This window comes from Streptomyces sp. CBMA29 (genome assembly GCF_014596445.1).
GTDB lineage: Bacteria > Actinomycetota > Actinomycetes > Streptomycetales > Streptomycetaceae > Actinacidiphila.
This window is the reverse complement of sequence record NZ_MECL01000068.1, coordinates 1-22,196: the sequence shown is the minus strand read 5'-3', so window position 1 is coordinate 22,196 and position 22,196 is coordinate 1. Positions and strand designations below refer to the sequence as shown.

Here is a 22,196-nt window from a genome sequence, read left to right as displayed (position 1 = left end):
CGCAGTGCCAGTCGTAAAGACACTGCGTGCCAAAAATTTGTCTCACGTGTCACCGGGACGCCACAAACGAGCGGCAGCGGCCGACCGGGGTTCCGGTCGGCCGCTGCCGTGGTCGCGGGTGCGGTGGGGCGGGCGCTCGTGCGCCGGGCGGGCGCCGACGGCACCCGGGGCGCTCAGCGGCGCAGGGCCTGCTCTATCGTCCGCAGAATCTCGGCCGGGGAGGCGTCGGTGCGGGCGACCGCGACCACCACCTCACCCTGCCGCGACACGGTCGCCGTAGGCTCCACCGCGACCCGCGACGGTATCCGGCCCGCGCCGATGCCACTGCCGAAGGTGGCCTTGATGACGTCGAAGGCGTGGTTGAGCTGCGCCTCCACATCGCCCTTGCCGTCATTGCGCAGCCAGCGCCGCAGGACGTGATTGTGCGCCGCGACCACCGCGGAGGCGGCCACCTCGGCCAGCAGCGGGTCGTCGTCACCGTCCCGGTGCGCGCCCTCGTCGAAGTGGCCCAGCAGATAGCGGGTGAACAGCCGCTCGTAACGGGCCACCGAGGCGATCTCCCGCTCCCGCAGCGTCGGCACCTCGCGGGTCAGCCGGTACCGCTCGACCGACACCTCCGGCAGGTGCGCGTACATCCGCAGCACCTCGGTGATGCCCCGGCACACCGTGTCCAGCGGGTGCTCGTACGGCTCCGCGGAGTCCAGCACCGCCTGCACCCGTACCAGCGTGTCGTCGTGGTCCGGGAAGATCGCCTCTTCCTTGGAGCGGAAGTGCCGGAAGAACGTACGGCGCGCCACCCCGGCCGTCGCCGCGATGTCGTCGACCGTCGTGGCCTCGTAACCCCGCTCGGCGAACAGGTGCATGGCCGCCGACGCGAGGTCCTGGCGCACCCGGTGGCGCTGGGCCGCGGCGCGGCGGCCGTTCGCGGTCTCCGGCGGGTCGGACTTCGCGGGCTGGGACATGTGGGGAACGTAACACGACGCGGCCCCCCGTCCGGCGGCCGGGGGGAAACGTCCCCAGTCCGCCGGACGACCGCCGTCCGACCTGCGCTCACGCCCGCCGGACGGCGCGCCGCCGGTGCCGGCGTGGCGCTCGGCGCCGTGTCCTGTTCCACTGCCGGGGCGCGCCTCAGCGCCGGGCATACTCGCGGAAGCCGCGGCCGGTCTTACGGCCCAGACAGCCCGCGGACACCAGGTGTTCCAGCAGCGGCGCGGGCGCCAGGCCCGGATCGCGGAACTCCTCGTGCAGCACCTGCTCGATCGCCAGCGACACGTCAAGGCCCACCACGTCGAGCAGTTCGAACGGGCCCATCGGATAGCCGCCGCCGAGCTTCATCGCCGCGTCGATGTCGTCCACGCTCGCGTAGTGGTCCTGGACCATCTTCACCGCGTTGTTGAGGTACGGGAACAGCAGCGCGTTCACGATGAAACCCGCCCGGTCGCCGCAGTCCACCGCGTGCTTGCGGACCGCGTCGCACACCTGGTGCACCGTCGCCCGCACGTCGTCCGCGGTCAGCACCGTGTGCACGACCTCGACGAGCTTCATCGCGGGCGCCGGGTTGAAGAAGTGCATCCCGACGACGTCCTGCGGGCGCCCGGTGGCCCGCGCGACCGCGACCACCGGCAGCGACGAGGTGGTGGTGGCGAGCACCGCGCCCGGCTTGCAGACCTTGTCGAGCGTCTGGAAGAGCTGCTGCTTGACCGCCAGGTCCTCCGCCACCGCCTCCACCACCAGGTCGGCGTCGGCGAAGGAGTCGTACGCACCGGACGGCGACACGCGCGCCACCGCCGCGTCCCGCTGCTCCCGGGTCAGCCGGCCCTTGGTGACCGAGCGGTCCAGCGACTTCGCCAGCCGCGCCACCGCCGACTCCGCCTTCTCCTGCGTACGGGCGGCCAGCACGACGTCGAAGCCCGCCTTCGCGAAGACCTCGGCGATACCGGTCGCCATCGTGCCGGAACCCGCGACGCCCACCGCGCGCACCGGCCGCCCGGCCGGCCGGGTGTCCCCGGCTCCCGGCGTCTGCGCGTCCGGCACCACGACCGCGCTGCCCGGCGCCTGGTAGCTGTAGAAACCGCGGCCCGACTTACGGCCCCGCAGCCCGGCCGCCGTGAGCTGCTTGAGCACCGGCGCGGGCGCGTGCAGCCGGTCGTGGGACGCCTCGTACATCGCCTCCAGAACGGTCGTGGCGGTGTCGACGCCGATCAGGTCGAGCAGCGCCAGCGGGCCCATCGGCAGCCCGCAGCCCAGCCGCATCGCCGCGTCGATGTCCTCGCGGGTGGCGTACCGCGCCTCGTACATCGCCGCCGCCTGGTTGAGATAGCCGAAGAGCAGGCCGTCGGCGATGAAACCCGGCCGGTCGCCGACCGGCACCGGCTCCTTGCCGAGGCTCAGTACGAGGGCGGTGACGGCCGCGGTGGTCTCCGGCGACGTCAGGACCGTCGACACGACCTCGACCAGCTTCATCGCGGGCGCGGGCGCGAAGAAGTGCAGCCCCAGCACCCGCTCGGGGCGGGAGGTCTCGGCCGCCAGCCGGGTCACCGACAGCGCGTTCGTGCCGGTCGCCAGGATCGCGTCCGGCTTGGCCAGCCGGTCCAGTTCCGTGAAGACCTCGCGCTTGATGTCGTAGCGCTCGTCGACCACCTCGATCACCAGATCCGCCTCGGCGGCGGCCCGCAGATCGGGGAAGGTACGGAAGCGGGCCAGCGCGTCGCCGCGCTCCGCCTCGGTGCTCCGGCCGCGTTCCACGGCGCGCGCCGTGGAACGCTCCAGCGCCGCGACCGCGCGGCGCGCCGCGCTCTGGTCGATGTCGATGCCGATCACCTCGTGACCGGCGCGGGCCATGACCTCGGCGATGCCGGTGCCCATGGTGCCCAGGCCCACGACGGCGACGGTCGCCAGGGGCGTCGCGCTCGCGGCGGGGGGTGAGGATGCGGTTGCTGACGATGAGGGTGTGGACGGACGGTCCATCGCGTGACTCCAGACGCTGGGGAGACCGGGGCGCGCCACGCGCGCACACGGCTGAAGGAGTGAGGTGGAGTCGCGGGCCGGAAGTGCAGGGGTGCGTGCCCGCGCGAAGAGAGGGGCGAGCCCTGTCCCGGGGCCGCGCCGCGATGATGCCGAACCGACGAAATTCCCGTCCACGGCGGCTGCGTCACCGACCTCCGTGCACGTCCCCCGAGCGTAACCGGCGAGTAACATCCCCGCCAGTCCTGTGCCCATGTGATGTGCGCCGCCCCCATCTGAGCCCCCCGCCTCCGGCGCGGCCCGCCCCTTCTCCGTTCGGCTTGCGCAGGTGGGTGCCTTTTAGGGGCGCGGGAAAAGCGCGCTGCGCCGGCGAAGGGCCTGGTTTTTAGGGGCGCGGGGAACTGCGCGCTCAGCCAGCGCGGTGGCGCGGGCGAAAAACCGGCCCCAGCGGGGCAGACGGGAGCGCTTCGGCTCAAACGCCCGGTGGCGGACAACTCGGCTTCTAGAGTGGGGAGATGGACGTCGAGACCCGTGAACGCCTCGCTCGCAAGCTCACCGCCTCAGGTGAACCGCTGGAGGAGAGGGAGGCGGCGGCCGTGGAGTTGGCGGAGGCGGGAGACCGGCGGGCGTTCGAGACGCTGGCGCTGTTGTTGAACTACCGGGACGAGTCGCGGGCGAGCCGCGCCGCCGAGGCGCTGGCGCGGCTGGCGGACCCGCGGACCGGGCGGGCGGCCGCCGCGCTGGCCACCAACGAACTGCGTGTCGCGTACGCGCTGCCCGCTATCCGCCTCCTGGTACGGATGCGTGCGCCCGAGGCCGTACCGGCGCTCACCGTCACCCTGGAGCGGCTGCTCGCCGGGCCGAACCCCGCGCCCCACGAACGCATCGCGCTGGCCTGCGTGGAGGGCCTGGGCACACTGTGCGCGCGGGAGGCGCCTCCCGCCGCCCGGCACGCGCTGCGCGCCGCGACCGCCCACCCGCCACTGGCCCCGGCCGCCTACGCGGCGCTGGCTGACGTCTAAGACGTGTCCCGCGCTCGGGGATCACAACAGCGTGAGCTGGGTGGTTCCGGCGGCGGGCTCGACCGTGGGCCGTGCCGCGGGCACCCCCTCGGGCTCCGCCTCGCCCGGCTTCCGGAAGCGCCGGGTGCCTTCGCGATGCGCGGGCCCGCAGCCGAACTCCGTGGCGAATTCGTGGACTTGGCGGGTGACCCGGCGCTGGTACCACGTCGGGGCGTACGCGCCGCCCGCGTACATCGTCTCGTAGCGCCGTACGAGACGCGGGTGGTGCCGGCCGAGCCACGCCATGTACCACTCGCGGGCGCCCGGCCGCAGATGGAGGACCAGGGGCGTGATCGAGGCGGCGCCCGCCGAGGCGATGGCGCGGACGGTGGCCCGCAACTGCTCGGGGGAGTCGCTGAGGAAGGGCAGGACGGGCGCCATCAGCACGGTGGGCGGCAGCCCGTTCGCCCGCAGGGTGCGGCAGACCGCCAGCCGGGTCTCGGGGGAAGGCGTACCCGGCTCCACGCCGCGCCACAGCTCGCCGTCGGTGAAGCCGACCGACAGGGCGATGGACACATCGGTGACGCCGGCGGCCTGCCGCAGCGGTTCCAGGTCGCGGAGGATCAACGAGCCCTTGGTGAGGATCGAGAAGGGGTTGGCGCGGTCGCGCAGCGCGGCGATGATGCCGGGCATCAACTGATACCGGCCCTCCGCGCGCTGGTAGCAGTCCACGTTCGTGCCCATCGCGATGTGCTGGCCCTGCCAGCGCGCCGACGCCAGCTCCCGGCGCAGCAGCTCCGGCGCGTTGGTCTTCACCACGATCTGCGAGTCGAAGTCGATCCCGGTGTCGAGATCGAGATAGCTGTGCGTCTTGCGCGCGAAGCAGTACACACAGGCGTGGCTGCACCCGCGGTACGGATTGACCGTCCACTCGAAGGGCATCCGGGACGCCCCCGGCACCCGGTTGATGATCGACTTCGCCCGTATCTCGTGGAAGGTGATGCCGCGGAAGCCCGGCGTGTCGAAGGTCCGGGTGACCGCGTCGGCGCCGAAGAGCGCGGGCGCGCCACCGGCCGCCGCGTCGTCGCCGCTCAGATGGTCCCAGCGCATCGCGCCCTCCTCCGGTCGTTTCCGGCCGGCCGTCTCCGGTCGCCCGTCCGTCCACAATAGAACACAGATTCGATAAACGCGTGTGGTTGGCTTGTACGGCGCGCAGGGAAGGCGCGCGACCTGGCACGGACCTGAGGAGAAGTCATGGCGCTGGTCGAGGCCACCACGGAGCGGATCGTCGACGCGGAGCCGGAGCGGGTGTACGGCGCCCTCGCCGACTACGCGGGCACCCGCGGCCGGGTGCTCCCTGAGCAGTTCAGCGAGTACGAGGTCCGGGAGGGCGGCCACGGCGCGGGCACCGTCGTCCACTGGAAGCTCCAGGCCACCAGCAAGCGGATCCGCGACTGCCTCTTCGACGTCTCCGCGCCCGCCGCGGACACGCTGGTCGAGACCGACCGCAATTCGACGCTCGTGAACACCTGGACGGTCACCCCGTCGGGCGAGGGCCGCAGCAAGGTCGTCGTCGTCACCACCTGGCAGGGCGCGAGCGGCGTCGGCGGCTTCTTCGAGTGCACCTTCGCGCCCAAGGGCCTCGGCCGTATCTACGACGCGCTGCTCGCCTCGCTGGCCGCCGACATCGAGAAGAAGTGAGGCTGTAGCTGAGTGAGGGGAGTGAGGCTGAGCTGAGTGAAGTGAGGGGAGTGAAGTGAGGGGGAGCGAAGCCCCTTACGGTGCCGCCGGTTTCGTGATCGTTCACTGATACGGGTGGTTTCGCGTACTTCCTGAGAATCGTCGCGCTTGCTCGTCGTTGTCGCTTAATGCGGGAAACGGTGGCCAGTCAGGCGCGACGAGGGGAGTGGCAGTGGGTGGCAGCACGCTGATCGAGCGTCCGGCGGCCGTGGACGACGAACGGCCGGGGGAGGGGACCGGGGGCGCGGCCGAGGAGGCGGGCGGCGGCGTCGCGGGACCGCCCGGCGGCAACGGCGCCGCGGTCGACCTCACACCGCGCCGGGTCCGCCTGGTCTTCCTCGGCCTGATGCTGGCGCTGCTGCTGGCCGCGCTCGACCAGATGATCGTGGCCACCGCCCTGCCGAAGATCGTCGGCGAGCTGCACGGCCTCGACAAAATGTCCTGGGTCGTCACCGCCTACCTGCTGGCGTCCACCATCGGACTGCCGATCTACGGCAAGCTCGGCGACCTCTTCGGCCGCAAGATCGTCTTCCAGTTCGCCATCATGACCTTCGTCATCGGCTCCGCGCTGGCCGCCTGGTCGCGCACCATGGACGAACTGATCGCCTTCCGCGCCATCCAGGGCATCGGCGGCGGCGGACTGATGATCGGCGTGCAGGCGATCATGGCCGACATCGTGCCGCCGCGCGAACGCGGCCGCTACATGGGTCTGATCGGCGCAGCCTTCGGCCTCGCGTCGGTCGCGGGACCGCTGCTCGGCGGCTTCTTCACCGACCACGCCTCCTGGCGCTGGTGTTTCTCGATCAACGTGCCCTTCGGCCTGGTCACCCTCGTCGTGATCAGCCTCGTGCTGAAACTCCCCAAGCCCGCCGTCCGGCCCCGCCTCGACGTGCTCGGCGCCCTGCTGCTCGCCGTCGGCTCCACCTGCCTGGTGCTCGTCACCACCTGGGGCGGCTCCAAGTACGGCTGGCAGTCCCGGGAGATCCTCGGCCTCGGCGCCGGAGCCGTGGTCAGCGCGCTGCTCTTCGTACTCGTCGAGCGGTTCGCCGCAGAACCGGTCATCCCCTTGCGGCTGTTCCGCGACGGAGTCTTCAACACCACCGCCCTGATCGGCGGGATCGTCGGCGTCGCCCTGTTCGGCGCCGCCAGCTATCTGCCGACCTTCCTCCAGATGGTCGACGGCGCGAGCGCCACCGGATCAGGGCTCCTTATGCTGCCGATGATGATGGGCGTCGTCCTCGCCTCCGTCGTCGGCGGGCAGTTGATCAGCAGGACAGGGCGCTACAAGATCTTCCCGATCGTCGGCGGCGCCCTGTCGACGGCCGGCATGTACCTGCTGTCGCTGATGGACGCCGACACCCCGCAGGCCGAGTACAGCGTCTACATGGCCGTACTCGGCCTCGGCATCGGCCTGATGCTGCCCGTGCTGGTGCTCGCCGTGCAGAATTCGGTCCGCCCCTCCGACATCGGCGCGGCCACCAGCGCCAACAACTACTTCCGGCAGATCGGTGGTTCGGTCGGCGCGGCCGTCTTCGGCACGCTCTTCGCCGACCGCCTCGCCAAGCGCCTCGCGGTCGAACTCCCCAAGGGCGCCCACCTGCCCGACGCGCAGTCGGTCACCCCCCAACTGGTCCGCACCCTCCCCGCGTCCGTGCGCGACGGCTACGTCAACGCGTACGCCGAGGCCATGCCGCGGATCTTCCTCTACCTGGTGCCGGTGCTCGCGCTCGGCTTCCTCTTCGCCTTCCTCCTCAAGGAGAAACCCCTGGTGACCCAGCACGGCCCCGCTTCCCCGACGACCACGTACGACGGCGACACCGCCACGGACACCCTCACCGGCGCCGACGGCGCGCCCGGCTTCACCGTGACCGACCCGGCCGTGCCGGGCGCCCGTAAGAGCTACGCGGGCGGTGTGCCCGTGTGCGGCACCGTCCAGCACTCCGACGGCAGTTCGGTCGGCCGCGCCGCGCTCACCCTGATCGACGTCACGGGACGGCAGATCGGCCGCGGCGCGACCGCCGAGGACGGGCGGTACGCGCTGAGCACCCCGGGCAGCGGCAGCTATGTGCTGATCGCCGCCGCGGGCGGCCACCAGCCGCAGGCCGTCAGTATCACCGTCGCCGACCGACCGGTCGAACTCGACGTGGTGCTCGGCGGCGCCGGACGCCTGGCGGGCGCCGTGCGCACCGCGGACGGCACCCCGGTCAGGGACGCCATCGTGACGCTGACCGACATCCGCGGCGACGTCGTGGCCACCTCCCGCAGCGGACGCGAAGGCGCTTACGTACTGAGCGAGTTGGTGGCGGGCGAGTACACGCTGGCGGCCAGCGCGCCCGCCTTCAGGCCCGCGGCGCTGCCGGTGTCGGTGCAGGCGTCGCGGGAGACCCGGCAGGACGTGGAGTTGGCGGGCGGCGCGGTGCTGCGCGGGACCGTTCGTGCCCCCGGCGGGCGGCTGGTCGAGGACGCGCGGGTCACGCTGCTGGACGCGGCGGGCAATGTCGTGGACTCGGTCACCACCGGCCCCGACGGGCACTTCCGCTTCGTGGACCTCGCCGCCGGTGAGTACACGGTGATCGCCGCCGGTTACCCGCCCGTCGCCACCGTCCTCCAGGTCGCGGGCGGCGGCAGGACCGAGCGGGACCTCCAGCTCGGACACGCCGACTAGGCCACGCCGACTAGGCCACACCGACTGGAACAGCGCCGCCGCCGTACCCGCCGCGGACGCGCGGTCGTATGCACCGCCGTACGGAACGGGCGGTGACCCTCCTCCAAAAGAGTGAGGGTCACCGCCCGTTGTCGTTCCCGGACACCGGGGCTGTCGAGCGCCGGTCGGCCGGCCGGTCGTACAGCACAGTCGGTCGTACAGCACAGTCGGCGGTTCGGCCGGCCGGCGGTTCAGACAGCTGGCCGGTCAGCGCCGGGCCGGTGTCGTGCGGACCGGCCTGCCGCTGCCGTCCACGTCGTCCTTGTTGCACTGCGTGCCACGGATCAGCGCGTACGTGCCGCCGATCCGGTACGTGCCGGGCGAGGGCGCGTACAGCCGCGTCCAGTCGCCGTCCTGGATGAGACAGCCGTGCTTGTTGTCGTTGGCGCCCTCGATGCCCAGCACCGGCGACCACGGAATGCGCAGGATCACCGAGCCGCTGGTCGGCATCGTCACGGTCAGCTCGGCCGGGCTCGCCTCGTCCACGATCGCGGGCGGATCGGCCAGCGGATCGGCGTTCGCGACCTTGTAGAGCTTCCAGTAGTCGTCGTGCCAGACCGGCGTCAGCCAGTTCTGGCCCGCCGCCACGATCTTCGCCTCGGCCACCGCCGCGCCGTCCGGAGTGTCGGACGGCAGTACCACGTATCCGACGCTCCAGCGCTGGAGCCACTGCCGGTAGGTCTCCGCGGTCAGCGTGCCGTCGTAGAAGAGCGGATTGCGCTCGACGTCCGCCTGCCGGTTCCAGCCGCGCGCCAGGTTGACGTGCGGGGCCAGGCCCGACGCCTCCCAGTGCGAGCGCAGCGGTACGACCTCGACCCGGCCCTTGTCCGCGCGCACCTTGGTGAGCTGCGCGATCAGCGGCGCCGCGTGCTCGACCGTGGACGCGGGCGCCGAGGTGTTCACCAGGTCCACCACGGGCTTGGAGATCTGCCAGCCCGCGACGCCCAGGAAGGCCAGGTACAGCATCAGCGCCATCCGGCCGCCCCTGGTCCACGCCATGGCCACGATCAGCAGCACGGTGCCGCCGAACAGCAGGGCCAGCCGCTCCACATTGCTGCCGATCGGCGACGGGATGATGTACGTCAGCGCGACACCGGCCGCGTAGATCCAGCTCCCGACGCGTACGACGCGCCATTCGCGCGGCACCACCAGGGCGATCACCACGGCCGTGGCGAACGGGATGATGGCGAAGAACCACTTGAAGGGCTGCACCCCGTAGAAGGGGAAGAGCAGCGAGGTCGCGCCGACCACCAGGGGCGGGCAGACCGCCATCACATACGCGTCCTTGCGGCGCCCGGTGAGGAACAGCGCCGCCGCGACCACCAGGATGAAGAGCCCCGCGACCGGGCTGCACATGGTGGCCAGCGCGCCCATCAGCGTGGCGGTCAGCAGTCGCGGGGTGCGGCGCGCGCCGGCCGGCGGGTCGGTGGGGAACAGCAGCAGTGTGGCAATCAGACCGAAGAGGACGCCCAGCGCGAAGGTGACCCGCCCGGAGAGCACGTCACCCCAAAGAGCGAACGCCGTCCACAGCGCGGGCAGCATCGGACGCTTGATCCGGGCGCGGATCAGCAGTAGCGTCGCCGCCGTCGTGGACAAGGTGCCCGCGATCACGGCGGTGGTCCGCACGCCGAGCCCGGCCATGATGTACGGCGACAGAATGCTGTACGACGCGGGATGCATGCCGCCGTACCAGGACAGGTTGTACGAGGCGGAGGGGTGGGCCCTTATGAAATCCGTCCAGGCGTACTGCGCGGCCATGTCGCCGGAGTCCTTGGCCAGGAAATAGGCCCAGATCACGTGCAGGACCGCGGCGAGCACCGTGGCGGCCACGACAGGATTGCGCAGGTCGACCCGCCGGAAAAGGGCCCCCGGTCCCCTCATGGCGGTCCAGCGCGCAGGCTGCCAGGTGGTCACGTGGCCTCTTCCGGTCGCGGATGCGGTGCGCCCCGGCCGGTATCCCTTCCGGCGAGGGGGTCGAACTCCACCGACGTGAGAGAGTTCGAACAGAGGGTTTGGACGCTAGCACGGGCAGTTTGGTTGCTCGCGCGCGGGCGTGCGCCCGGATTCGTACTTTCCCTCCCCTGGCACCCGGTCCGGTCGTACCGTGGTCAACGGCATCGTAGATCTTGTGCCGGGGCGGTTCCCACCGCATTCCGGCCGCGGACCGCGGGGCCGAGGGAAGGAGCCCGACGAACCATGGACCGCCGTCAACCGCCGGAGTCGTCCGGACGTATCCCGCTCGCGGTGATCGTCGTGGACGCCGCGGGGCTGGTGTCGCACTGGAGTACGGGTGCGCGCCGGCTGTTCGGCTGGACACGGGAAGAGGCCGTCGGGCGGAACGCGCTCGACCTCTTACCGGTGGGCGGCGCCCTCGACGAGCCCCCGGACGCCGACCTGGGCAGCGGCACGGCGGGCACCGCGTATCCGTACGACGTCACCGGGCCCGACCTGGAGTCCTCGCTGGCCGGTGCCAGGTCCTACCCGACGGCGGGCCGCGCCCGTTTGTACGACTGCGTGCGGCGCACGGAAGGCGTCGGCGAGGGCGGCGGCGAGGGCGACGGCGACGGGCGCATCCCCTTGGACGTGCTGTGGTGGGCCTACCCGCTGGTCGGTCCTGGCCCCGAGCGGCTGCTCGTGCTGGCCACCGACGCCTCCTCCGCGGCCGGTTCCTCCGCCTCTGCCGGGACGTCCTTCGCCGGGACGCGCTCTGCCGGGACGCCCTCCGCGGTGACCGACCCCGACGTGGCGGAGACCGACGCGTCGGGGACGGCGGACTGCTCGGAGCGGATAGCGCCCGGCTTCGCGCTGCACACCGAATTCCCCGGCTCCGACCAGCTCGCCAAGCGACTGCCGGAGATCCTGCCGAGCATGAATCCGCTGGAGAGCGGGCGGATCGTGGCGCAGGTGCTGGAACTGGGCTATCCGGTGCTGGAGATAAGCCAGCACGACCGCGTGCCGGTCACCCCGGACTGGGGTGTGCCGCGCCGGGCCGAGCGGCAGATCAGACGGCGCGCCGCCGAGGCCGCCGCGGCGGCCGAGCCGCAGGCTGCCCCGGCCGACGAGTCGACGCCCGACCTCGAATACGCGGCGGTCCGCGAGCACCTGGAATTCCTCAACGAGGTGAGCGGCCGGATCGGCACCTCGCTGGATCTGGCCAGGACCATTCAGGAAGTCAGCGCGGCCGTCGTGCCGCGCTTCACCGATGTGGCGGGCACGTATCTGCGCGAGCAGGTGCTGGCGGGTGAGGGCTTCCCCGACGGGCCGCCCGATGTCACCACCATGTGGTACCGCGTGGCGGTCGAGCACACCGACGAACCGGGCCGCTGGGACGACGTCGTGCCGGTCGGCGAGTCCATGCCCTTCCCCGCGCAGACGCCGTTCTTCCAGTGCATGACCACCGGCGACCCGGTCCTGGTGCCGCGGATCAGCGAGCCGATGGGCAACGCGATCGCCGCGCAGTTCCCCAAGCGCGACATCAGCCCGCTGATCAACAACCGCTCGATGCTCGTCGTCCCGCTCAAGGCGCGCGATGTGGTGCTGGGCTTCATGATCCTGCTGCGCCACCGCGAGCGGGCGGTGTTCAACGACATGGACCGCGTGACGGGCGCGGAACTGGCCGCCCGCGCCGGGCTCGTCCTCGACAACGCGCGCATGTACACGTATCAGGAGAATGTCGCCGACACCCTCCAGGACAGCATGCTGCCGCACATCGCGCCGCGGATGCCGGGGTGTGACGTGGCGACCCGCTATCTGCCGGGCGAGCGGCTGGGCCGGGTCGGCGGCGACTGGTTCGACAGCATCAAGCTGCCCGGATCGCGGCTGGCGCTGGTGGTCGGCGACGTGATGGGCCACGGGCTGAACTCGGCCGCGATGATGGGCCAGTTCCGTACCGCGGTGCAGACCATGGCCGGGCTCGACATGCCACCGGCCCAACTGCTCCGCAATCTGGACGACTTGGCGCAGCGGCTCGGCGAGCAGTATCTGGCGACCTGCCTCTACGCGGTCTACGACCCGGTCGAGTCCGATCTGCTGATCGCCAACGCGGGACACATCCCGCCGGTGCTGGTCCGCGCCGCAGACGGCCGCAGCGAGCTGCTCGACGTGCCCACGGGCGCGCCGCTGGGCGTCGGCGGGGTGCCGTTCGAGACGGTACGGGTGCCGGTCGCGCCCGGCGACCGGCTCATCCTGTGCACCGACGGCCTGGTGGAGGTGCGCGGCCAGGACATCGGCACCGGTCTGGCCGCGCTGTGCGAGAGCGCCGCGCACCCGGCCGCGTCGATGGACGACGCCTGCGACACGATCATCCGCGCGCTCAACCCGCGCGGCGGTCGCAAGGACGACGTGGCGCTGCTGATGGCCCGGCTCAACGGCATCCCGCGGCGCGACGTGACGACCTGGGAGCTGGAGCCGGACCCGCGCGAGGTGGCGCGGGCCCGCGCCCTGGTCCGCGAGACGCTGCTCGGCTGGGACCTGGCGGAGATCTCGGAGACGGCGGAGCTGCTGGTCGGCGAGGTGGTCACCAACGCGGTGCGGCACGCGCACACCCGGCGGATCGGGCTGCGGCTGGTGCGCGCGGGCGCGCTGCTGTGCGAGGTGACCGACGACGACCACGCCGTCCCCGTCCTGCTGAGCGCCGGACCCGACGACGAGGGCGGGCGCGGCATGCGGATCGTCAGCAGGCTCGCCCGCGAGTGGGGCACCAGCCGCTTCGCGCAGGGCAAGTCCGTCTGGTTCGAGCAGCCGCTGCCGGGCCGGAGCCGCTGATTCCGCCGCTGCCGTCGATTCCGCCCGAGGTGTTGGTTCCGCCGGCGCGGTCGATTCCGCTCTGGCCGTTGACTCCGAAGTGACGGTCCGGTAGCTCCTGATGCGGGCACGGTCGGCGGCCGTGCCTCTGCCTTTATCTACGATCGCGGTCCTGGGGAGTGGTGAGTACGCGTGAACGTGTCCAGCGGGTATGAGCAGGCGTGGGAGAGTTTCTGGCAGGACGCGCCCCACGAGCCGGGCGGAGTCTTCTGGGACTCCGCCCCCGAGCTCGCGGCGGAACAGCACCACCCCCACTTCCGGGCGTACTTCGACCCCGGCCTTCCGGTGGTGGACCTCGGCTGCGGGAACGGGACGCAGACCCGCTTCCTGGCCGAGCGGTACGACCGGGTGGTCGGCGTGGACCTCTCGCGGGAGGCGATCGACCGGGCCAGGCGCGACGATCCGCACGGGGCGGCGGAGTACCAGCGGCTGGACGCGGTGGACACCGACGCGGTGGAACGGCTGCACGAGGAGATCGGCGACGCCAACGTCTACATGCGCGGGGTGCTGCACCAGTGCGAGCCGGAGGACCGCGCGGGGCTGGCGGACGGCATAGCGGTGCTCACCGGGCACCGCGGCCGGGCCTTCGCGCTGGAGCTGGCGGAGGCGGCCAAGCCGGTGCTGATGGGGCTCGCGCAGGGGCCCGCCGGGCCGCCGCAGAAGCTCGGGGCGATCTTCGCGCACGGCATCGCGCCCGGGGAGGTGTCGGACGCGGCGCTGCCCGAATTCTTCCGGGCCGCCGGGCTCGATGTGCTGGCCGACGGTGAACAGCCCTTGGTGACAACGGAGTTCAGGGTGGACGGGACACGCATAGAGATTCCGTCGAAATGGCTGGTGGCGGGCCGTACCGGCTGATTCCCCCGTCCGCTTCAGTGGTCTGGACCACTGAAGTTATCCACAGGCCGGGCCCGGCCCTGGTGCGCCCTCCGGCCGCCGCGTAACGTGACGCAACATGAAGATCCTGATCTCGGCGGACATGGAAGGCGCGACGGGTGTCACCTGGCCCGCCGACGTGCTGCCCGGCAGCGAGCAGTGGCAGCGCTGCCGCCATATGTTCACCTCCGACGTCAACGCCGCCGTCGCGGGCTTCTACGACGGCGGCGCGGACGAGGTGCTGGTCAACGAGGCGCACTGGACCATGCGCAATCTCCTGCTGGAGAAGCTGGACGAGCGCGCCCAGATGCTCACCGGCCGCCACAAGGATCTCTCCATGGTCGAGGGCGTCCAGCACGGAGACGTGGACGGCATCGCCTTCGTCGGCTACCACACCGGCGCCGGGACCGAGGGGGTCCTCGCCCACACCTACCTCGCCAACTCCATCACCGGCGTGTGGGTCAACGGCGTCGCCGCCAGCGAGGGCAGGCTCAACGCGCTGGTCGTCGCCGAGTACGGCGTCCCCGTGGTGCTGGTGACCGGCGACGACAGGACCGGGATCGACGCCGAGGGGTACGCGCCGCAGGCCCGTACCGTCGCGGTGAAGGACTACGTGTCGCGTTACGCGGCCGTCTGCCGCCCGCCCGCGCGCACCGCCGCCGACATCAGGGCCGCCGCCAAGGACGCCGCCGCGCTGGCCGTGCGCCACGAGCCCGCGCAGGCCGGGCCCTTCACCGTCGAGCTGGAATTCGACGCCGTTCACCTGGCCGGGGCCGCCACCGTGGTGCCCGGCGTGGAGCGGACGGGGGAGCGGCGTGTCGCCTACACGCTGCCCACGATGTACGAGGGCATCAGGGCCTTCAAGGCGGTCACCACACTCGTGTCGCAAGCGGTGGAGGAGCAGTATGGCTGAGCGGACCGCCGAGGCAGACGTCCGGCACGACGCCGTGGACGCGCGGGCACTCGACGAGGTCGTGACCTTTACGTCCGACCTCATCAGGATCGACACCACCAACCGCGGCGGCGGCGACGGCAACGAACGGCCCGCCGCCGAATACGTCGCCCAGCAGCTCTCCGACGCCGGGATAGAACCGCAGATCGTGGAGTCCGCGCCCGGCCGCGCCAACGTACTCGCGCGGATCGCGGGCAGCGATCCGAACGCCGACGCGCTGCTTGTCCACGGCCATCTGGACGTCGTGCCCGCCGAGGCCGCCGACTGGACCGTGCACCCCTTCTCCGGCGAGATCAGGGACGGCGTCGTCTGGGGCCGCGGCGCCATCGACATGAAGAACATGGACGCGATGGTGCTTGCCACCGTCCGCGCCTGGGCCCGTACCGGACACCGCCCCACCCGCGACATCGTGCTCGCCTTCACCGCCGACGAGGAGGACAGCGCCTCCTACGGCTCCGGCTTCCTCACCGACAAGCACGCCGACTTCTTCGAGGGCTGCACCGAAGGCATCAGCGAATCCGGCGCCTTCACCTTCCACGCCAGTGACGACCTGCGGATCTACCCCGTCGCCGCGGGCGAGCGCGGCACCGCATGGCTCAAACTCACCGCACACGGCAAGGCGGGCCACGGCTCCAAGGTCAACCGGGACAACGCGGTCAGCCGACTGGCCGCCGCCATCGCCAGGATCGGCGAGTACGACTGGCCGGTCCGGCTCACGGCCACCGTCACCGCCGCGCTCACCGAACTGGCCGCGCTCTACGGCGTCCCCGCCGACCAGGCCGCCCTGGACGACGTCGACACCCTCCTCGAACAGCTCGGCGCGGCGGCCGACCTGGTCAGGCCCACCGTCCGCAACAGCGCCAACCCGACGATGCTGCAAGCCGGTTACAAGGTCAACGTGATCCCCGGCTCCGCCACCGCCTACGTCGACGGCCGCATGCTGCCCGGCGCCGAGGACGAGTTCGCCGCCACCATGGACCGGCTCACGGGACCCGACGTCGACTGGGAGTTCCACCACCGCGAGATCCCGCTCCAGGCCCCGGTCGACTCCCCGGCCTACGCCGCGATGCGCGAGTCGCTGGAACACTTCGACCCGCAGGCGCACGTCGTGCCCTACTGCATGTCCGGCGGCACCGACGCCAAGCAGTTCTCCCGGCTCGGCATCACCGGCTACGGCTTCTCACCGCTGCGGCTGCCCCCAGGCTTCGACTACCAGGCGCTCTTCCACGGCGTGGACGAGCGGGTGCCCGTCGACGCGCTGCACTTCGGCGTCCACGTCCTCGACCGCTTCCTGCGCGCCACGGGAACGGGGGCCGGAGCGTGACCACGACCACCGGGAGCACCGCCCGGCACGGCGCCTGGCCCTCACCCGTCGACGCCACCACGGCCGCCGCGCACGACGGCGGCCCCGAATACGTCGGCATCGTCGGCGACGACGTGTGGTGGACCGCGCCCCGCCCCGCCGAAGGGGGCCGCCGCGCGCTGATCCGCCGCAGGCCCGACGGCACCGAGGAATGCCCGCTGCCCGCGCCCTGGAACGTCCGCAGCCGCGTCATCGAATACGGCGGCACCCCCTGGGCGGGCGCCGTCGTGGACGGCGCCCCACTGGTGGTCTTCGCCGACTTCGCCGACCAGCGGCTCTACGCCTTCCGCCCCGATGCGCCGCAGACCCCGCCGCGCCCGCTGACCCCGGTCGGCGCCGTCGGCGGCGGCCTGCGCTGGGCCGACCTGACCCTGCACCGCGAGCGCGGTGAGGTCTGGGGCGTCCTGGAGGAGTTCACCGGCGACAAGCCCACCGACGTACGCCGCGTGCCCGCCGCCGTACCGCTCGACGGCTCCGCCGCGGACGACCGCGCGGCCGTACGTGAACTGGCCCCCGCCACCCACCGGTTCGTCACAGGTCCCCGCCTGTCGCCCGACGGCACGCGGGCCGCCTGGACCGCCTGGGACCACCCGTCGATGCCCTGGGACGGCACCGAACTGCGGATCGCCGACGTCACCGCCGACGGCGCCTTCACCGCCGCACGCACCCTGATCGGCGGCCCCGAGGAATCCGTCACCCAGGTCGGCTGGGCGGCCGACGGCACCCTGCTCGCCGCCACCGACCGCACCGGCTGGTGGAATCTGCACCGCGTCGACCCGGCCACCGGCGAGGCCGTCAACCTCTGCGCACGCCAGGAGGAATTCGGCAACGCGCTGTGGAAACTCGGCCACCACTGGTTCGCCCCCCTCGACGACGGCCTGATCGCCGTCCTGCACGGCGTCGGCGCCCTGCGGCTCGGCCTGCTCGACCCCGCCACCGGCGAGGTCACCGACGCCCCCGGGCACTGGACCGAGTGGAATCCGACCCTCGCCGCGTCCGGCAGCCGCGTCATCGGCGTCGCGGGCAGCGCCCGCACCTCGTACGAACTGGTCGAGCTGGACGTCAAGACCGGCCGCACCCGCGTCATCGGCGCCGCGCACCACGACACGGTCGACCCCGCCTACGTGCCCGACGCCCTGGCCAGGACCTTCACCGGCCCCGGCGGGCGCGAGGTGCACGCGCAGGTCTACCCGCCGCGCAATCCGCTGGTCACCGCCGAGGGACCCGCGCCCTACGTCATCTGGGTGCACGGCGGACCCACCAGCCGCGCCGCGATGGTCCTCGACCTGGAGATCGCCTACTTCACCTCCCGCGGCATCGGCGTCGCCGAGGTCAACTACGGCGGCTCCACCGGCTACGGCCGCGCCTACCGCAACCGGTTGCGCGAGCAGTGGGGCGTGGTGGACGTCGAGGACTGCGCCGCCGTCGCCGAGGGGCTGGTCGCCGAAGGCGTCGCCGACCCCGCGCGGCTGGCCATCCGCGGCGGCAGCGCCGGCGGCTGGACCAGCGCCGCGGCCCTGACCACCACCGACACCTACGCCTGCGGCACCGTCATCTACCCGATCCTCGACCTGCGCGGCTGGTCGCGGGCGGGCGGTGAGACGCACGACTTCGAGTCGGAGTACCTGGAGTCGCTGATCGGGCCGCTCGACGAGGTGCCCGAGCGCTACCGCGACCGCTCGCCGGTCCACCACGGCGACCGGATAGACGTGCCGTTCCTGCTGCTCCAGGGCCTGGACGACGTGATCTGCCCGCCCGTGCAGTGTGAGCGGTTCCTGGAGGCCGTCGCCGGACGCGGCATCCCGCACGCGTATCTGACCTTCGAAGGCGAGAGCCACGGCTTCCGCCGCCTGGACACCATGGTCACCTGTCTGGAGGCCGAACTCGCCCTCTACGGACAGGTCTTCGGCTTCGCACCGGAGGGTGTCGCGCCGCTGGAGCTGCACACATGACGGCGAGTTCTGCCGCTGCCGCTGCCGCTGCCTCCTCCGCTTCCGCCGCCGACGCCTTTGTGGGACGGGGGCCCGGAGACGGACCGGGGCAGGCGGCCGCCCCGGCCGGGGCGCCGGTGCCCGCGCTGATCCGCCCCCGGCGGCTGGCGCCCGGCGACCGGATCGGCGTCGTGGCGCCCAGCGGCCCCGTACCGCGCGAACGCCTCGACGCGGGCCTCGACATCCTGCGGAGCTGGGACCTCGACCCCGTCGTGGCACCGCACGTCCTGGACGACCACCCCTCCGGTTACCTCGCGGGCACCGATCGGGCCCGCGCCGACGACCTCCAACAGGCTTGGTGCGACCCGTCGTTGGCGGCCGTGCTGTGCGCCCGCGGCGGCTACGGCGTCCAGCGCATGGTCGACCTGCTCGACTGGGACGCCATGGGGGCGGCCACGCCCAAGGCGTTCATCGGCTACAGCGACATCACCGCGCTCCATGAGGCGTTCGCGACCCGGCTCGGCCTGGCCACGCTGCACGGCCCGATGGCGGCGACCGAGACCTTCCTCAAGGACGGCCCCACCCAGGATCACCTGCGGCGCACCCTCTTCACCCCCGAGGAGACCGTGACGCTGACCTCCCCGACCGCCCGCACCCTGGTGCCGGGCCGGGCTGGCGGGGTCACCCTCGGCGGCTGCGTCAGCCTGCTCGCCTCCGACCTCGGCACGCCGTACGCCCGCACGTCCGCCGCGGGCGGCATCCTCGTACTGGAGGACATCGGCGAGGAGCCGTACCGGCTCGACCGGATTCTCACCCAACTCCTGCGCTCCGGCTGGCTGGACGGGGTCGCCGGGATCGTCCTCGGCTCCTGGCAGGACTGCGGCCCCTACACGGACGTACGGGCGCTGATCACCGACCTGCTCGGCGGGCTCGATGTGCCGATCGTCGAGGAATTCGGCTTCGGGCACTGCGAGTCCACGCTCACTGTGCCGCTCGGAGTGCCCGCCCTGCTGGACGCGGACGCCGCCACGCTCACCTTTGACGTGCCCGCGCTGGTGTGACGCGTAGTTCTTACGGAGCGCTGACGCCCCGACCCGGCGCGGCCCCGTCCACCGGACCGGCCGGGACCTCACGGTCGAGGACGTGGTGCGCCGGCTTCGCGCAGGGCGTGTTTTAGGGGCGCTGGGGGCACCTCCCAGCGGTAGCTGGGGGAGGAACCGCGCGACAAGCTGCGATGCTGCCGCAGGTCACCACCCGCCCCGGCGGGGCAGTTCGGTTGTCTTCGGGCAGCCGGCCAGGTGGGGGGTGGGCCGCGCAGTTCCTCGCCCGGCCTTCGGCCGGGAAGTGCCCCCAGCGCCCCTGAAAACACGGGGCACCGTTCATCGCTGCTGCGGCGGGTGCCGGCGCGACCCTAAAGGCACGGGCTGACGCCCGTCGAAGGGGCGGGGTAGGGCCGGGGGCGTCAGAGGGGGGCGGCGGGGAGGACGACGTCGAAGCGGCAGCCGCCGGGGACGTTGTGCACGGCGGCCCGCCCGTGGTGCGCCTCGACGATGCCACGGACGATGGCGAGCCCGAGTCCCGCCCCCGCCGGAGGCGTCCGCGCCCCGGTCCCGCGCCACCCGGTGTCGAAGACGCGGGGAAGGTCGTCGGCGGGGATGCCGCCGCAGCCGTCGGTGACGGAGAGCACGACGGAGCCGGAAGCGGTGTCGCGCCGCGCGGAAACGGCGACGGTGCCGTCCGCGGGGGTGCGGTGGATGGCGTTGGCCAGGAGGTTGGCCAGGACCCGCGTCATCTCACGGCCGTCGACCTCCACCGGCACCGGCTCGACCCCGTCGCCCACGAGCCGTACACCGTGCTCGCGGGCCAGCGGATTCGCGCCCGCTATGGCGTCGCCGACGAGGTCGTACATCGACATGCGGGTGGGGGAGAGCGCGAGAACGCCCGCCTGGATGCGGGAGAGTTCGAAGAGGTCGCCGACCATGCCGCTGAGCCGGTCGACCTCGGCGCGTATCTGCTTGTGGTAGCGGGCCGGGTCCTCCGCTATGCCGTCCTCCAGCGCTTCCGTCATCGCCCGGAGTCCGGCGAGCGGCGTCCGCAGATCGTGCGAGATCCACGCGACCAGCTCGCGGCGCGACGCCTCAAGGGCGCGCTCGCGCTGGCGCGAGTCGGCCAGCTTGGCGCTGGTGACGGCCAACTCGCGTCCCAGCTCGGCGAGTTCGGCCGTGGGGGCATGCGCGGGAGCGGCGAAGGCGTCGCCGTCGCCGAAGGCCCGCGTGGCGGCGGCCAGCGCGCGGCTGCCCGCCACGACCCGCCGCCCCAACAGCAGCGTGACGCCCAGCGACACCACGGCCGCTATCCCGCACACCGTCGTGACCACACCCAGGTCGTGCTGCGACAGAAACATCGCCCACGCCACCGACAGCGTCCCCGCGAGCATCGCCGCCACCGTCACGACGGCGACCACGGCGAGCGACAACGCCACCGATCGGTGCCGCAGCAGCCGCAGGGCGACCGCTCCGAGCACCCCGGCCGCCCCCGCCCCGGCCGCCGCGTAGGCAGCGATGAGCACCACGTCACGCATCGTGCCCCCTGCCCGAAGCCGAAGCCGAAGCCGAAGCCGCGCCCGCGTCCCCGTCGTCCACCGGATCGTCCACCGGATCGTCCGCGGGGTCGTCGGACGGGTCGAAGCGGTAGCCGACGCCCCACACGGTGGTGATCAGGCGGGGCCGGGCGGGGTCGGCCTCGATCTTCTCGCGGAGGCGGCGGACATGGACGGTCACGGTGGAGAGGTCGCCGAATTCCCAGCCCCAGACGCGGCGCATGAGTTCCTCGCGGCCGAGGACGCGGCCCGGGTGGTGCAGGAAGAAGGCGAGGAGGTCGAATTCGCGGATGGTGAGGGGGAGTTCGGCGCCATGGCGGGTGGCGCGGCGGGCGGCCGGATCGAGGGCGAGGGAGCCGGAACGGAGCCAGGCGCCGGGGGTGGAGGCGGGGGCGGGCGGGCTGCCCGCGCGGCGCAGGACGGACTCGACGCGGAGCACCAGCTCGCGAGGGCTGAACGGCTTGGTCACGTAGTCGTCGGCGCCGACTTCGAGCCCGAGGATGCGGTCGTCCTCGTCGCCACGGGCGGTGAGCATGACGACCGGCACAGGTCCGTTCTCGCGGATGCGGCGGCAGACCTCGAGGCCGTCCATGCCGGGCAGCATGAGGTCGAGGACGACCAGATCGGGCCGGAGGGCTGCGGCGCGGGCGACGGCGGTGGGGCCGTCGGCGACGCGCTCGACGGCGAAGCCCGCCCGGTCGAGGTAGCCCGCGACGACCTCGGCGACGGTCGGGTCGTCGTCCACGACGAGGACCCGGCGGCGCGGGGCCGGGGCGGCGGGCACGGTGGGGCTGGTCATGCTGTCGAGTCTGACACCCGCCACGGACAGTGACGCCGGGCCGGAGGCCCGGGAGCGGTGCCGTCCGCGTTTCGTAAGGATCGCGGGTCCGTTTTGTCCCTTGCGTCTCCGTAGGGTGATCCGTGTGACCAAGCCATCGCCCACTGTGGCCGGCGTCCCCGGCGACATCCGCCCCGATGCCCGCCCCGGCCCCCGTTCCCCCGCCGTCGCGGACGTCGTCCTGCCCAAGGTCACGGGCACCTGGCGCGGCACCTGGCACGCGGTCCGCGACATGACGGCGGTGCTGAACGAGAAGGCCGGTACTGCGACGGTCGGCGGCGAGCCAGCCGGTCACGACGCCGCCGACGTCGCCGCCCTGGCTCCGGCCACGCACTTCGCCGCGGCCTGGCGCCGTCTCGCCCCCGCGAGCCGTACCGCCACCGCCACCGCGCCAGCCCCCGCCGCCGGTGCCGCCCGGTGACCACCTC

At 72.6% G+C, this 22,196-nt stretch carries 15 protein-coding genes and 1 pseudogene; 10 read left to right on the top strand and 6 right to left on the bottom strand.

Annotation, left to right across the window (positions count from 1 at the left end):
* Nucleotides 1–173 precede the first annotated feature (173 nt).
* A complete protein-coding gene (locus BGM09_RS10640) occupies nucleotides 174–962 on the bottom strand; it encodes a TetR family transcriptional regulator (protein ID WP_188281253.1) in 789 nt (262 codons plus the stop codon).
* Nucleotides 963–1,128: 166 nt separating this feature from the next.
* Nucleotides 1,129–2,967: a 3-hydroxyacyl-CoA dehydrogenase family protein gene (locus tag BGM09_RS10635; protein ID WP_188281252.1), complete on the bottom strand. Its 1,839-nt coding sequence runs from the start codon at nucleotides 2,965–2,967 to the stop codon at nucleotides 1,129–1,131.
* 512 nt (nucleotides 2,968–3,479) lie between these two features.
* Here BGM09_RS10635 and BGM09_RS10630 point away from each other — a divergent pair.
* Nucleotides 3,480–3,986 (top strand): adenylosuccinate lyase, encoded by a 507-nt coding sequence (locus BGM09_RS10630; RefSeq protein ID WP_223186635.1) that lies wholly within the window; start codon nucleotides 3,480–3,482, stop codon nucleotides 3,984–3,986.
* 21 nt (nucleotides 3,987–4,007) lie between these two features.
* Here BGM09_RS10630 and BGM09_RS10625 read toward each other — a convergent pair whose 3' ends face one another.
* Nucleotides 4,008–5,075 carry an Rv2578c family radical SAM protein gene (locus BGM09_RS10625; protein WP_188281251.1) on the bottom strand — a complete coding sequence of 356 codons (1,068 nt, stop codon included), beginning with the start codon at nucleotides 5,073–5,075 and terminating at the stop codon, nucleotides 4,008–4,010.
* A gap of 144 nt (nucleotides 5,076–5,219) precedes the next feature.
* On the opposite strand from BGM09_RS10625, the gene BGM09_RS10620 reads away from it, so the two are divergent.
* Together BGM09_RS10620 and BGM09_RS10615 are read left to right on the top strand one after the other, a co-directional pair.
* Nucleotides 5,220–5,666, top strand: a complete 447-nt coding sequence (locus BGM09_RS10620) for an SRPBCC family protein (RefSeq protein WP_188281250.1) — start codon at nucleotides 5,220–5,222, stop codon at nucleotides 5,664–5,666.
* A gap of 211 nt (nucleotides 5,667–5,877) precedes the next feature.
* On the top strand, nucleotides 5,878–8,370 hold the full coding sequence (locus BGM09_RS10615; RefSeq protein ID WP_317452637.1) for an MFS transporter: 2,493 nt from the start codon (nucleotides 5,878–5,880) through the stop codon (nucleotides 8,368–8,370).
* Nucleotides 8,371–8,616: 246 nt separating this feature from the next.
* On the opposite strand, the gene BGM09_RS10610 is transcribed toward BGM09_RS10615, so the two are convergent.
* Nucleotides 8,617–10,323 (bottom strand): MFS transporter, encoded by a 1,707-nt coding sequence (locus tag BGM09_RS10610; protein WP_317452636.1) that lies wholly within the window; start codon nucleotides 10,321–10,323, stop codon nucleotides 8,617–8,619.
* Between the two features lie 282 nt (nucleotides 10,324–10,605).
* On the opposite strand from BGM09_RS10610, the gene BGM09_RS10605 reads away from it, so the two are divergent.
* The 6 genes from BGM09_RS10605 to BGM09_RS10580 all read left to right on the top strand — a co-directional run bounded on the left by BGM09_RS10605 (nucleotide 10,606) and on the right by BGM09_RS10580 (nucleotide 19,392).
* Complete coding sequence (locus tag BGM09_RS10605) at nucleotides 10,606–13,173, top strand: SpoIIE family protein phosphatase (RefSeq protein ID WP_188281249.1); 2,568 nt, start codon at nucleotides 10,606–10,608, stop codon at nucleotides 13,171–13,173.
* Between the two features lie 171 nt (nucleotides 13,174–13,344).
* The gene (locus BGM09_RS10600) at nucleotides 13,345–14,067 is read left to right on the top strand and encodes a methyltransferase domain-containing protein (RefSeq protein WP_188281248.1); all 723 of its coding nucleotides are present in this window, start codon (nucleotides 13,345–13,347) and stop codon (nucleotides 14,065–14,067) included.
* Between the two features lie 97 nt (nucleotides 14,068–14,164).
* Nucleotides 14,165–14,998: a M55 family metallopeptidase gene (locus tag BGM09_RS10595; protein WP_188281247.1), complete on the top strand. Its 834-nt coding sequence runs from the start codon at nucleotides 14,165–14,167 to the stop codon at nucleotides 14,996–14,998.
* The gene (locus BGM09_RS10590; RefSeq protein ID WP_188281246.1) at nucleotides 14,991–16,361 is read left to right on the top strand and encodes a M20/M25/M40 family metallo-hydrolase; all 1,371 of its coding nucleotides are present in this window, start codon (nucleotides 14,991–14,993) and stop codon (nucleotides 16,359–16,361) included. Before BGM09_RS10595 ends, BGM09_RS10590 begins: the two co-directional genes overlap by 8 nt.
* The gene (locus BGM09_RS10585; protein ID WP_188281245.1) at nucleotides 16,358–18,352 is read left to right on the top strand and encodes an LpqB family beta-propeller domain-containing protein; all 1,995 of its coding nucleotides are present in this window, start codon (nucleotides 16,358–16,360) and stop codon (nucleotides 18,350–18,352) included. The genes BGM09_RS10590 and BGM09_RS10585 overlap by 4 nt, the downstream gene beginning before the upstream one ends.
* Nucleotides 18,349–19,392: an LD-carboxypeptidase gene (locus tag BGM09_RS10580; protein ID WP_188281244.1), complete on the top strand. Its 1,044-nt coding sequence runs from the start codon at nucleotides 18,349–18,351 to the stop codon at nucleotides 19,390–19,392. Before BGM09_RS10585 ends, BGM09_RS10580 begins: the two co-directional genes overlap by 4 nt.
* A 401-nt stretch (nucleotides 19,393–19,793) precedes the next feature.
* Here BGM09_RS10580 and BGM09_RS10575 read toward each other — a convergent pair whose 3' ends face one another.
* Entirely contained in the window at nucleotides 19,794–20,912 is a 1,119-nt protein-coding gene (locus tag BGM09_RS10575) for a sensor histidine kinase (RefSeq protein WP_188281243.1), read from the bottom strand.
* Nucleotides 20,905–21,729: a response regulator transcription factor gene (locus BGM09_RS10570; RefSeq protein WP_188281242.1), complete on the bottom strand. Its 825-nt coding sequence runs from the start codon at nucleotides 21,727–21,729 to the stop codon at nucleotides 20,905–20,907. The genes BGM09_RS10575 and BGM09_RS10570 overlap by 8 nt, the downstream gene beginning before the upstream one ends.
* A 226-nt stretch (nucleotides 21,730–21,955) precedes the next feature.
* Between BGM09_RS10570 and BGM09_RS39135 the strand changes: the two are divergent.
* Nucleotides 21,956–22,060: pseudogene (locus BGM09_RS39135) on the top strand (glycosyltransferase); the annotation flags it as partial.
* Nucleotides 22,061–22,196 lie beyond the last annotated feature (136 nt).

Bases quoted from the DNA above. Each gene is read 5' to 3' on its own strand.
- BGM09_RS10640 (WP_188281253.1), bottom strand. From the start codon at position 962: ATGTCCCAGCCCGCGAAGTCCGACCCGCCGGAGACCGCGAACGGCCGC.
- BGM09_RS10635 (WP_188281252.1), bottom strand. From the start codon at position 2,967: ATGGACCGTCCGTCCACACCCTCATCGTCAGCAACCGCATCCTCACCC.
- BGM09_RS10630 (WP_223186635.1), top strand. From the start codon at position 3,480: ATGGACGTCGAGACCCGTGAACGCCTCGCTCGCAAGCTCACCGCCTCA.
- BGM09_RS10625 (WP_188281251.1), bottom strand. From the start codon at position 5,075: ATGCGCTGGGACCATCTGAGCGGCGACGACGCGGCGGCCGGTGGCGCG.
- BGM09_RS10620 (WP_188281250.1), top strand. From the start codon at position 5,220: ATGGCGCTGGTCGAGGCCACCACGGAGCGGATCGTCGACGCGGAGCCG.
- BGM09_RS10605 (WP_188281249.1), top strand. From the start codon at position 10,606: ATGGACCGCCGTCAACCGCCGGAGTCGTCCGGACGTATCCCGCTCGCG.
- BGM09_RS10595 (WP_188281247.1), top strand. From the start codon at position 14,165: ATGAAGATCCTGATCTCGGCGGACATGGAAGGCGCGACGGGTGTCACC.
- BGM09_RS10590 (WP_188281246.1), top strand. From the start codon at position 14,991: ATGGCTGAGCGGACCGCCGAGGCAGACGTCCGGCACGACGCCGTGGAC.
- BGM09_RS10580 (WP_188281244.1), top strand. From the start codon at position 18,349: ATGACGGCGAGTTCTGCCGCTGCCGCTGCCGCTGCCTCCTCCGCTTCC.
- BGM09_RS10575 (WP_188281243.1), bottom strand. From the start codon at position 20,912: ATGCGTGACGTGGTGCTCATCGCTGCCTACGCGGCGGCCGGGGCGGGG.
- BGM09_RS10570 (WP_188281242.1), bottom strand. From the start codon at position 21,729: ATGACCAGCCCCACCGTGCCCGCCGCCCCGGCCCCGCGCCGCCGGGTC.